Genomic DNA, 11,535 nt, shown 5'->3' with positions numbered 1-11,535 from the left:
CACATGACTGTTCACCTCAATCAATGTTATTCGTCGTCCTCATCCATATCTTCGTCGAAGTCTTCTTCGTCAAAGTCGTCTTCAAGACCGTCCGGGTTGCCGTCGCCAGAGTCGGCGTCTTCATCGCGCCAGTCCTTGATGATCGGCGTGCGGCGCACGTCTTCGCGGGGGGCGTTGAGGGTGTCTTCGGCGGCCTCGCCACTCAGGACGGCCTGAGCGCGGCGCAAAATAGGCAGATCGTTGGGCGATTGCTCGTAACGCTCGGCCAAATATGCAGCCACCCACGCGCCGAAGTACCACAGGCCCAACTGGGCCGCGTACCCGCCCACTTCCTCCGCAAAGTACGGCACATGCACCACTTCGTCAATGCGCGATTCCAAGATTTCGCGGGCCACCATCAAGGCAGGATCGGCGTCGCCCAGCAGCAACGCAATTTTGCCGTCGCCCTTTTCGTGCTGGGCCTCGAACGCGCCGGTCACGAAGGGCAGCGGATCGCCCATGACCGGAATGCTCAGCGTTTTGCCGATGCGGGCCAGCAGGGTTTGCCACGCCTGCGGCAAGGCCTCGGCGTCGGGCGCGGCCAGCAGCAGCGGCGTGCGGCCCCACAAACTCCACGCCAAATCGCGGGCGGGATTGTCCTGCTCTACGCTGGGGGCGCAGCGGTAGGCCAGATCGGTCAGCAGCGCGTCGGCGGACTGCGCCTGCTCGCCGTGCCCGGTGGCATGGGCCAAAAACTGGGCAAAGTGGTAGGTGGCAAGTGGGCCACCCGGAACCAAGACATCTATTTCGCTGGCGCTGCCGCCGGTGCTGATGCGTTTTACTGCCGCGCCCGCGACTTCGGCCAGTTCCGCAAAAGTGCGGGCGGCGTCTCCGGCGTCGGCACTGTCCAGCACAAATTGCGTGCCTGTGCGGGTAAAGTTGACGGCCACGAGGGTTTCGGCCAATTGCACAGCCAGCGTGGCTTCACCTACGCCGACGATGGCGTGCGGGGCTGGTTCGGGGCGGGTGGGGCCAGCATAACTGCCGGGCAAGCGGGCCAGCAGCGCAAACAGGTCGCTGGCGGGGGCAGGAGCAGAGGGAATGGTCATACCGACTAGCGTACATGGCGGGGGCGCTCAGGGGGAGGCGCAGCAGCAGCACGACCAGAGTCCCGAACCCACAAAGGCAACCAAAAACACCGTTCAGAACAGAGATTTTGCCTTCACGCCCCTTTAACCTTGCGTGCTAGAATCCTGCCCGTGTCCTTTTTGTCTCGTCCCCATTCCAGTAGACGACAGCTCTATGGAAGCCGCCCATACAGAAACGCCGCCCAAAGAGGCGACGTGACTGGCTTGCAGATTGATCGTGGTGCACTCGACAGGACTCGAACCTGTGGCCTTTGGCTTCGGAGGCCAACGCTCTATCCACCTGAGCTACGAGTGCTTACAGAGATTCCAAAACGGAACCCACAAAGCTCAGCTAAAGTAGCACTTTGCATGAAGGAGATCAAGTGAAGAACAAGAAGTTCGTGAACGTCCTGCTGGGCGTTCTGGCATTGATGTTGGTGGTGGGCATGGCCTACCAGTTCACGCCGAACCTCGGCAGCCTCTTTAACCGCCAAACCGGAACGCCTGCCCTGAAGGTGAACGGGCAGACCATTACGGTAGAAGAACTCGAAGCCCTGCGGCGTGGCAATCCTGTGCTGAGCAGCACCGACACCGGGCTGTTGGGCGACGATTTCAAGACCTACGTGGTGGCCCAAAAGGCCCGTCAAGTGCTGTACATTCAGGCCGCTGAAGACATCAACGTGAGCAAGAACGACGTGAATGCTGAAGTGACCAAAGTGCGCGAGCAGAACAAACTGACCGACAACAAAGCGTGGACGGACGCGCTGCAAGGTGCGGGCCTGACCGACGCGGCCTTCCGTAAGCAAGTCCGCGACGGCCTTGCTGTACAGCGCAAAGTAGATTCCATCAAGGCAACCGCCACGCCCGCCACCGACGCCGAAGCGCAGCTGTACTACACACTGAATCAGGCCAATTTTGTCAGCGACGCCCGAATCGTGGGCCGTCAGATCGTGGCGGCCGACGAGGCCAAGGCCAAGAGCTTGCTGGCACAGGTGAAAGCAGGCGGCGACTTTGCAGCCCTCGCCACCGCCAACAGCACCGAAAACAAAGACCGGGGCGGCGCACTCGGCCCGCTGGAAAACGGCGCTCCCCGCCCGGTGGCGCAGGTTGCATTGCCCGCAGAAGTCGGCACGGCGGCCTTTGCGCTCACCGAGGGCGGCGTCACCGACGTGATCAAGAGCGGCGGTAAGTTTTACATCGTGAAGGTAGAGAAGTTCCTCGCGCCCGCGCCCAAGCCCTTTGCCGACGCCAAAACCGATGTGCTGACCGCCGTAAACCAGCAGAAGAAGAACGCTGCCGTAGAAGCGTGGGGCGACAAGTTGGCCGCCGACATGAAAGTGGAATACATAGACGTGAACTGGAAGGCCGAAGACCCCACCGTTGCCAAGGTCGCGGGCCAAAACATTCCCTACTCGGCAGTGATCGAGCAGGTTGTAGGCAACCAACAATTCACCGGACTGCTGCAGCAAGTGCCTGCCGATCAGGCCGCACAACTCGTCAACGGCATCCTGAAACCGCAAGTGGTTCAGAGCCTGATTCAGGGCTACGCCGCCCGCAAAGTGGCGCAGGATCAGAAGTTGGCGCTGGCCGGAACCCGGCAGGAGTTGGCCGCATCGCTGGCTGCCTACGGTGCGCGTGACGTAAAAGTGACCGATGCCGACGTGCAAAAGTATTACCAAGAAAACATCAAGCAGTTTGAAACGGCAGCCAGCGGCACCGTGAACGAGGCCAGCTTTAAGGACAAGGCGCAGGCTGTGGCCTTCCGCAACAGCTGGAATGGCAGCAACTTTACGCAGGCGGCCACCAAAGCAGGCGGCACCGTGAGCGAGCGCGGAGCCATCACGGGCGGCACCGAAAGCACGCTGGGCGCAGAACTGAAGGCCGCCATCTTTACTGCCAAAACCCTGAAAACTGCCGGAGAAGGCAGTCTCAGCGACGTGGTACAAGTCGGCACGCGCTACTCGGTGGCCTACGTAACCGACCTGAAACGCGCCGCCACTCAGCCCCTCAGCGCCGTTCGCAGCCAGATTGAAGAAGCGGTCTTGGGCACCAAAAAGAACGAAGTCGGATCGGCTTTTGTCGCCAAACAAGTGGCTGCCCTGAAGCCCACCGACAACCTGAAAACTATCTTGGCCGCGCAGGAAAAGCGCGTGACGGCGGCGACGCCCAAGCCCGCAACTCCGGCTACGCCCGCTCCGGGCACACCTGCAACCCCAGCAACGGGTACGGAAACTCCGGCCACCGGAACGCCCGCCACTGAAACCCCAGCGACGGAAACGCCTGCAACCGAAACTCCGGCAGAAACACCTTAATCTTCTCTCCTTCCGAATTGGGCGGCCCGCATAATGGGGCCGCCTAATTTTTGGTCTGGAGTTTGGAGAACCCCCCGTTGCTGACGCAACGCCCCCCCTTAAAGGGGAGGACAACTACGCTTTCTCGCTCCCCTGTAGTACGGAATTAAATTGACTTGCGTATATGAGGCAAGAACGCTGGCTGGGTGGCCCCTCACCCCGCTGCCTTGCAGCGCCCCTCTCCCACAGGTGGAGAGGGCAACAGCAGATGTACGGGGCTCTTTTTACTTGCGTATCAGGGGCTGGCTGCGAAATAGACTGGCGGTGTGCCCCTGAGCCATTCAGCCCACGCCTTCCCCCGCCCCGGCCCGCTAGAATTGCCGACATTATGTCTTCTGTCATGCCGCGCGTCTTTTCTGGAATTCAGCCTACGGGTGATCCCCATATCGGGAACTACTTTGGGGCCATGAAAAATTATGTGAAATTGGGCGACCAATTGGGCAAAAACTCAATTTACTGCGTGGTAGACTTGCACGCGCCCACCAATCCCATTGCCTATGATCCCAAACATCTGGCCCGGCGTACCTTCGATATGGCCATAGCCAATATGGCAATTGGTTTAGACCCCGAAAAAGTCATCTTTTTTGTGCAGTCGCATGTGCCCGAACATACGCAACTGGCGTGGCTCTTTACGGTCATCACGCCGGTGGGGGAACTGGAGCGCATGACGCAGTACAAAGACAAGGCCGGAAAGCTGGAAAGCACCCCGGCGGGCCTGTTGATGTATCCGGTGCTTCAGGCCGCCGACATCTTGCTGTACAAGGCCGACACCGTGCCAGTGGGTGAAGATCAGGTGCAGCACATCGAGCTGACCCGCGAGATTGCCCGCAAGTTTAATCATGCGTTTGGCGACACGTTCCCCGAACCGAGGGCGGTGTTGGAAAAGGACGCGCTGCGAATTCCCGGCCTTGACGGATCGGGGAAAATGGCTAAAAGCAAGGGCGAGGCCACCACCATCGGCATTCTGGAGCCGCTGGATTCCATTTGGCAAAAGCTGCGGGTGGCCCCCACCGACCCCGCCCGCGTGCGCCGCACCGACCCCGGCGACCCCGACAAGTGCCTGATCGGGGATTACCACAAGCTGTTTAGCGACCTGCCCACGCTGGAAACGGTGTACACGGGCTGCCGCACCGCTGGCATTGGCTGCGTAGACTGCAAAAAACTGTTGCTGGGCAGCATGACGCAGGAACTCGCGCCCATTCAAGACCGCGCCGCCGCTCTGCGTGCCGACCCCAATTTTGTACGCGACGCCTTGGTGCAGGGCGCAAAAGAGGCCCGCGCCATTGCCCAGCCCGTGTTCGAGGAAGCGCGGGAGAAGGTTGGCTTCCTGAAGTTGTGATTTCCAAAACCGTGAATGGCGTGTGGGACGTGGGCGGTAGGTTGTGGGAACGGCTGTAGCTTTGGCCCCCGCCCCTCAGACCAGTTTTGCTGTGCAGTTGCCCTGCTTTTCGGGCACACTGGCAGAACTGGCCTCGGCCCTGCGCTCTGGCTGGGTTCTGCCGCCCCAAGTGCCGCTGCTGGCCCTCACGCGGGAAGTGCTGGCTTGGGCGCAAGGCTTTGGTGCGCTCTACGCCGACGCCCAACCTGATTTGCTGCCGACTCTCGCCAGCGTCATTGCCCTCAAAGCCCGCTTGCTGCTGCCCCAAATTCAGCCTGAAGCCACCGAGGAAAGCTGGCCGGATGACCTGCTGGATGAACTGGTAGAAGGCGTGGAAGCTCTGGCCGAGTTAGACGCGCTGGTGGGCTTTTTAGCGGCGCGGCGGCGTGAGCGGGAAGGACTGATCGCCGCCCGCGCTGTCCCCGTGACCCTGCCCCGCCGGGAACGCCCACGCAATCCGGCGGGCAGCCTCGGCAAATTGGTGCGGGCCGCCCAAAATGCCGTGCGTCAGGTAGACGTGCCGTTGCTGTCGCGTGAACGCCTGACGCTGGCCGATGCTTTGGGCGCATTACGGGCTTTTGGAACCCGGCTGCGAACCTTCACTTTTCGGGGCATTCCGGCGCAAAACTGGGGCGAGCAGACCACCTACTTTGCCGCTCTACTAGAAGGCGTCAAAGAGGGCAACTTCAGCGTGCAGCAAGACGACGTGAACGGAGAAATTCAGATCACGTCGCATGTGCAAGAAGGCTGAGGTGGGTGGTTGGACAAGCGCAGAAGTTCTGGCCCACAGCCTCAGGTCTGGTCGTCTACCGTGGCCCCTTCCGCAGCGCGGGTCACGGCTTCCATGCCTGCACGGGCCGCACTTTCGCTGGAGTAGGTTTCGCTGGTGCCGATGACCTGTCCGTTGCGGGCGGTGAGGCTAAAGCGCAGGCCGCTGTCGCTGAGTACGAGGCGGATGCTGTCGGCGGCGTTGGTCTGTACCGATTCCACGCCGTTCATGGCCCCAGCTTTGGCCGTGTAGCGCTCGCTGGTCAGCACGATCTGGCTGTTGCCCGCGTGCAAATTGAACATAAACTGATCGCCACTGCGCTTGACTACAAACTTTCCAGCCATGTATTCAGCCCCTTTTAAGATGTGATTTTTATCACTCTACATCTTTTGGGCAGACTCCACGTCTTTTAGAGCAGTTCTCCGAATTACGCCACGAAAAAAGAGACTTTCGGTGGCTCCATTCTCCGTCTTGCTCGGTAAAATTCACTCGCTTCGCTCGGTCATTCTTATGACAAATGCTGTAGACAAAACTGCGGGAGCAACACACCCGCTGTTGCCCCCATTCCCGCTTAAGATGGCCGCTTAAACTTTACGCCATCACTTCTTCGCGTGTTTTGCTGAGGTACACGGCCACTTCATCGGCACTCCGAACGTCGCTGAGGCTGACGTAATGGTGCTGACCATCGGGGCTGCCGCTTTTGGTCAGCTTGATCTGGTCGCCTTCGAGGTGATCTACCGTGCCCACATGCTCGCCGTTGATGTCCTTCACTTGCAGGTGCTCGGTGATCTGCGCACGCAGGCTTTCCATCGCCTTATCGTCGAGGGTTTGCAGGTCGCTGTCGGTCATGCTCTGGTCGTTTCCAGTCATAAGAGCCTCACTTTCGCCCGTACTGGCGCGTTGGTCTTATGGGACGCTCGGCGCGTGGGACAGGCATGAGTAACAGGCGAAGACTCACTGATGCTTGTCTGACGGAAGGCTGACGCTGGGGCCGACTCAGGAACGTGCGAAAGCGGCGGCGGCCTGCACTTGTACTGCACTGGGACGCACGCCCGTATACAGCACGAACTGTTCCAACGCTTGAAGTTCGATGACTTCCGCCCCAGTGATGACAGATTTGCCCTCTGCGCGGGACGCCCGAATTAGCGGCGTTTCGGCGGGAGAGGCGACGACATCCATCACCGCCTGAGCCTGTGCGATTTGGGCCGGGGCAAAGGCCAATGCCGCCGCTTCGGGGCCTCCCGCCATGCCAATAGGCGTCACGTTGATCAGCAGTTGGGCTTCTTGGGGTTGCGGTTGCCAGTGTTCGGGCTGCCAGACGAAGTGGCCGTGTTGTTGACCCAAATCATGAGCCAACGCCTGCCCTGCCGCTTCGTTCCTTGCCAGAATCGTACCGGACGCAAATCCAGCGTCGCGCAGGGCAAACGCCACCGCCCGCGCCATGCCGCCGCTGCCGCGCAAGACGAAGCGCAGGGCTGGATCAAGTTGATGCTGCGTCAACAACTGCCGCACCGCCAGATAATCGGTGTTGTAAGCGTGCAGCACGCCGCCCTCATTCACGATGGTATTCACCGATTGCAGCACGGCAGCCGATGCATCCAGCCTATCCAGATACGGAATGCAGGCTTCCTTGAACGGCATAGACACCGCGCAGCCGCGAATGCCCAGCGCCCGGATTCCGGCGATGGCAGCGGGAAGGTCAGTGGTGGTGAACGCTTTGTAGACGAAATCGAGGCCCAGCGCGTCATAGAGGTGGTTGTGAAAGCGTGTACCGAAATTGCCGGGGCGTCCCGATAAGCTCATGCACAGTTGCGTGTCTTTGTTGATCGGCGGTTTCATTCAACCCGTCCTATGACTCGGCCAGCCCAAGCATCAGATTCAGGTTTTGCACGGCGGCTCCACTGGCCCCCTTGCCCAAGTTATCGAGGCGGGCGGCCAGCAGCACGCGGCTTCCATCGGTGCTGGCGTACACGAACAACTCCAGATCGTTCGTACCGTTCAGCGTTTGCGGGTCTAAGATGGCCGGATTTTCGGCGGGCGGCGTGACCCGCACGAACCGCTGGCCTGCGTAATGTTCGGCCAGCGCGGTATACATCTGCTCCGCACTGACGCCCAATTCTTCCAAATGCAGCGGCACAGTCACGGTCATGCCCTGTGCCCACGCACCCACGTTCGGCACAAAAATGGGGGTGCGGGTCAGGCCGCCGTAACGCATCATTTCAGGAATGTGCTTGTGATCCAGCCCTAAGCCGTAGCTCAGGAACTCGCCGCGCATGGGGTGAGGCTGATTCTGCTCGTGTGCGTCAACAAGGGCACGGCCCCCACCGCTGTAACCGCTGTAGCCCTGAATATTCACCGGATGGTTGGATGGCAGCAGGCCCGACGCCGTGAGGGGCGCAAGCAAGGCAATCGCGCCCGTGCTGTAGCAACCGGGATTGGAAACAAAGCGGGCCGTGCGAATCTGGTCGGCTTGCCCCCCATTCAGTTCCGGAAACCCGAACGCCCAGCCCGCATCGACCCGGTGCGCGGTGCTGGCGTCCAGCAAGCGGGCGTGCGGGTTGGTGGTCAGCGTCACGGCTTCGCGGGCGGCGTCATCGTGCAGGCACAGAATGCTCAGATCGGCGGCATTGAGGAGGTCGGCGCGGGCCTGCGGGTCTTTGCGGTGGGCCGGGTCGATGCTCAGCACTTCTAGGTCTGTGCGGCCTGCCAGCCGTTGCCGAATTTGCAGGCCCGTGGTTCCGGCCTCGCCGTCTATAAATATTTTGGGTCTCATCAATTCTCCTGCGTGGTTTGTGCTTGCCACTCGCTGTGCAGCAGGCCATAAATCGCGTCGTCCGTCCATTCTCCCCGGTGCCAGTAGCTTTGGCGGGTGGTTCCCTCATGCCGGAATCCGGCCCGGAGCAGCAGGGCGGCGGCGGCGTAGTTGCGCGGGTCGATGCTGGCGTAGACGCGGTGCAGCCCGTGCAAATCAAACACTTGCTTTAGCACCAGCCTCAGTCCCTCCGACGCAAAGCCGCGCCCCTGTGCAGCGGGGGCCAGCGTCACGCCCAATTCTGCTTGTCGGCCTAGACCGCGCACCGCAAAATCTCCCAGCAGTTCGCCACTTTCAGCATGAGCAAAGGCCACTTGCGTCCAGCCATCTTGCGCCAGCGTGCGCCCCTGCATCTGGGTTATCAAGGCTTCGGCATCGGCCAGTGCATTGGGCAAATCCCAGCCCTGATAACGGGCCACAGCGGGATCGTTGCGGTAGGCGCAGAGGGCCGGGGCATCGGCGGGGGTCAGGGGGCGCAGCATCAAGGGGGGCAGGGCTGCGCGGGACATGAGGAGTAGCGTATCAAGTAGCGAGAGAGCGGGAACGCCACTGAACTACCCCCTCTGCTCCGCAGCTCTGCGAGCCACCCCGCTGCGATGCAGCGCCCCTCTCTCTTCGAGCTGTTCCAGTCCCACAGGTGGAGAGGGAAAGACCCAAACGCCCACGCCTACCGACTCTTTTCCCGCTCACTACTCACCACTGACCACTCACCGAAATCCATTACCAGCGCGGCTTCGTCGCCCCCAACAGGTGATACATCAACGCTTTCTGCGCGTGCAGGCGGTTTTCGGCCTGATCGAACACGCGGCTCTTGGGGTGTTCGGTGGCTTCCGGCACGGTTTCCTCTCCGTAGTGGGCAGGAAGGCAATGCAGGAAAATGCCGTGTGGCGCGAGCGTATCCAGCATCTGCGGCGTGACCTGATAGCCCTGAAAGGCGCGGCGGCGAATGTCGGCTTCGGCTTCTTGGCCCATGCTGATCCACACGTCGGTATACAACACGTCCGCGCCCGCGATGGCCCCCAGATCGTTGGTTAGGGTCACGTTGGCGCCGCGCTTCACGGCGTCCATCAGCACCGCGCCGTTGGGTTCGTAGCCCACCGGAGTCACGATGGTGACTTCTGTGCCGGTCAGGATGCCCATGTGAATGTGGCTGTTGGCGAGGTTATTGCCGTCTCCGATGTACACCACGCGCCTGCCGGTCAAGTCGGTGCCGAATTCCTGCTCAATGGTTTGGTAATCGGCCAGCAGTTGCGCCGGATGCAGCATGTCCGACAATCCGTTGATGATCGGAATAGAAGCGTGATCTGCAATTTCATGCAGAGTTTGCTGCAAGTATACGCGGCCCATCACGCCGTCTACCCAGCGTTCTAGGTTGCGGGCCACATCTGACACGCGCTCGCGGGTACCCAGGCCAATTTCGGCGTTACTGAGCGTAATCGCATGCCCTCCCAACTGGTACATGCCCACGTCAAAGGTGGTGCGCGTTCGCAAACTGGCCTTCTCGAACACCAGCGCCATACTGAGGCCCGACAACGGTTTCACGCCGCGCCACTCGCCCCGGCGCATAGAATGGGCAGTGTCCATGACCACTCGCAGTTCAGCGGCGCTCATGTCCAGATTGCTCAGGAAGTCGCGGCCTGACAAGACGGGGGCGGGAAGCGTTTCGGGCGTGTGCAGAAATGGCGCGGAGGCTTGAGCAGTAGCTGCAGTAGCTTGGGCCGCTGCCTTTTTGCCTGCTTTCCCCGATTGTTTCGGTGTAGTGGTGGCCTTGCTGTCCTTCGGCATAGGCGGGAAGTATACAGGAATATTATGCAATTTAGCTGCATTTAGTTGCAGGCAAGTGACGAGATTAGGCGATCTGGCCCATAGCCCCTGACGCCCGTGGGCCGCTAGGGTAACGCCATGTTGAAGGTTGATGTACTGGGCCGCCCCGCCGAAGACAATGCGCTGTGGGCCACGCTGGACGCTGGGCAGGGCCACACCCGCTTGCTGCTGGACTGCGGCGCGGGCACGCTGGACGCTGTGCCGTTCAGTCATCTTCAGGCCGTAGACGCGGTGCTGTTTTCACATCTGCACATGGATCATGTGGGCGGGTTCGACACGCTGTTTCGGGCCATTTTTGATCGTCCAGCGGCGGCCACAGCGGGGAATCAGGTGTGGGGGCCACCGGGAACGGCCCGCATTCTGTCTCACCGATTGCGGGGCTACTGGTGGAACCATGTCCCCGAACTGGGCGGCGTGTGGCACGTTCACGACGTCCACGAAGACCACATTCACTCTTACCGCTTTGAAGCCAACGAAGCGTTTGAAGTGGCACACGACGAAGGGCAGCAGGCGCACAACGGCCTGATTCTGAACACGCCGCAGTTCAGCGTGGAAGCCTTGCCCCTGCACCATCACGGCGTCAGCCTCGGCTACGTGGTGCGCGAGGCGGGCCGGGTCACAGTGAACACGGGCGCACTGGCCGAACTGGGCCTGAAACCGGGCGCGTGGCTGGCGCAGTTGAAAGCTGGGGCAGAGGGAATGCTAGATGTGAACGGCGTGCCACACGATGCCGCCGCCCTCAGGGCGCACCTGCTTCAGCACACGCCGGGGCAGAGTTTCGCCTACCTCACCGATTTTGTGCTGACTCCCGCCGAACAGGAACGGCTGGCCCCCAAGTTGGCAGGCGTGCAGACGTTGTATCTGGAGGCCCAGTATTTGCCCGAAGACGCAGCGCTGGCCGAGCGGCATCAGCACACCACCGTAGAACAGGGTGCGGCGCTGGCAGGGGCGGCAGGCGTGGAAAACTTAGTGTTGCTGCACCTCTCGCGCCGCTACCGTGCCGAGCGTTGGCCCGAATTTTTAGCCGCAGCACGGGCCATTTTTCCCGCTACTGAGCTTCCGGTGGGGTGGCTGAGTGAGCCTACTGGGGAGAGGCGATCCGAAAATTAACGGGGCAAAGGGTGTATCGTTCGGCCATGCAATTGGCATATCGGTCATCAATTTTGAAGCTGAAGTACGCCGTGCATTGTCCTGCATCTGAGGCCATAGACTAAATGTCGACAAGCCCGAACTACATAGGCGTAACAATTCTTATTCCGCTTTCAGTTTTTACAATATTTTACATTATCTCCAGA

General features: G+C 60.8%; 11 protein-coding genes and 1 tRNA gene. 4 read left to right on the top strand and 8 right to left on the bottom strand.

Annotation, left to right across the window (positions count from 1 at the left end; translation table 11 throughout):
- Window positions 1–26: 26 nt before the first annotated feature.
- Together E7T06_RS00150 and E7T06_RS00145 are read right to left on the bottom strand one after the other, a co-directional pair.
- Window positions 27–1,088 carry an SIS domain-containing protein gene (locus E7T06_RS00150; protein WP_136363830.1) on the bottom strand — a complete coding sequence of 354 codons (1,062 nt, stop codon included), beginning with the start codon at window positions 1,086–1,088 and terminating at the stop codon, window positions 27–29.
- Between the two features lie 257 nt (window positions 1,089–1,345).
- A tRNA-Arg gene (locus tag E7T06_RS00145) sits at window positions 1,346–1,422 on the bottom strand.
- Window positions 1,423–1,489: 67 nt separating this feature from the next.
- On the opposite strand from E7T06_RS00145, the gene E7T06_RS00140 reads away from it, so the two are divergent.
- The 3 genes from E7T06_RS00140 (at window position 1,490) to E7T06_RS00130 (ending at window position 5,586) form a co-directional block, all read left to right on the top strand.
- Window positions 1,490–3,418, top strand: a complete 1,929-nt coding sequence (locus E7T06_RS00140) for a peptidylprolyl isomerase (protein WP_136363829.1) — start codon at window positions 1,490–1,492, stop codon at window positions 3,416–3,418.
- 379 nt (window positions 3,419–3,797) lie between these two features.
- On the top strand, window positions 3,798–4,796 hold the full coding sequence (gene trpS / locus E7T06_RS00135) for a tryptophan--tRNA ligase (protein WP_136364005.1): 999 nt from the start codon (window positions 3,798–3,800) through the stop codon (window positions 4,794–4,796).
- 43 nt (window positions 4,797–4,839) lie between these two features.
- Entirely contained in the window at window positions 4,840–5,586 is a 747-nt protein-coding gene (locus tag E7T06_RS00130; protein WP_136363828.1) for a ScpA family protein, read from the top strand.
- 41 nt (window positions 5,587–5,627) lie between these two features.
- Here the strand turns inward: E7T06_RS00130 and E7T06_RS00125 are convergent, their stop codons facing one another.
- From E7T06_RS00125 to argF, 6 genes are all read right to left on the bottom strand, one after another.
- On the bottom strand, window positions 5,628–5,948 hold the full coding sequence (locus E7T06_RS00125) for a YegP family protein (protein ID WP_136363827.1): 321 nt from the start codon (window positions 5,946–5,948) through the stop codon (window positions 5,628–5,630).
- A 247-nt stretch (window positions 5,949–6,195) separates the two neighbouring features.
- Window positions 6,196–6,474: a DUF2171 domain-containing protein gene (locus E7T06_RS00120; RefSeq protein WP_136363826.1), complete on the bottom strand. Its 279-nt coding sequence runs from the start codon at window positions 6,472–6,474 to the stop codon at window positions 6,196–6,198.
- A gap of 126 nt (window positions 6,475–6,600) precedes the next feature.
- Window positions 6,601–7,443, bottom strand: coding sequence for a shikimate 5-dehydrogenase (locus E7T06_RS00115; protein ID WP_136363825.1), 843 nt, complete (start codon window positions 7,441–7,443; stop codon window positions 6,601–6,603).
- 10 nt (window positions 7,444–7,453) lie between these two features.
- The gene (argC, locus tag E7T06_RS00110) at window positions 7,454–8,380 is read right to left on the bottom strand and encodes an N-acetyl-gamma-glutamyl-phosphate reductase (protein WP_136363824.1); all 927 of its coding nucleotides are present in this window, start codon (window positions 8,378–8,380) and stop codon (window positions 7,454–7,456) included.
- Window positions 8,377–8,925 (bottom strand): GNAT family protein, encoded by a 549-nt coding sequence (locus tag E7T06_RS00105; RefSeq protein WP_136363823.1) that lies wholly within the window; start codon window positions 8,923–8,925, stop codon window positions 8,377–8,379. Before E7T06_RS00105 ends, argC begins: the two co-directional genes overlap by 4 nt.
- A 211-nt stretch (window positions 8,926–9,136) precedes the next feature.
- A complete protein-coding gene (gene argF, locus E7T06_RS00100) occupies window positions 9,137–10,201 on the bottom strand; it encodes an ornithine carbamoyltransferase (RefSeq protein WP_136363822.1) in 1,065 nt (354 codons plus the stop codon).
- 117 nt (window positions 10,202–10,318) lie between these two features.
- On the opposite strand from argF, the gene E7T06_RS00095 reads away from it, so the two are divergent.
- A complete protein-coding gene (locus tag E7T06_RS00095; RefSeq protein WP_136363821.1) occupies window positions 10,319–11,350 on the top strand; it encodes an MBL fold metallo-hydrolase in 1,032 nt (343 codons plus the stop codon).
- Window positions 11,351–11,535: the final 185 nt, after the last annotated feature.

Origin of the sequence: Deinococcus sp. Arct2-2, from assembly GCF_004801315.1 — a bacterium.
GTDB lineage: Bacteria > Deinococcota > Deinococci > Deinococcales > Deinococcaceae > Deinococcus.
Note: the sequence above shows the minus strand (reverse complement) of the source record. Positions and strands in the feature narration are given on the sequence as shown.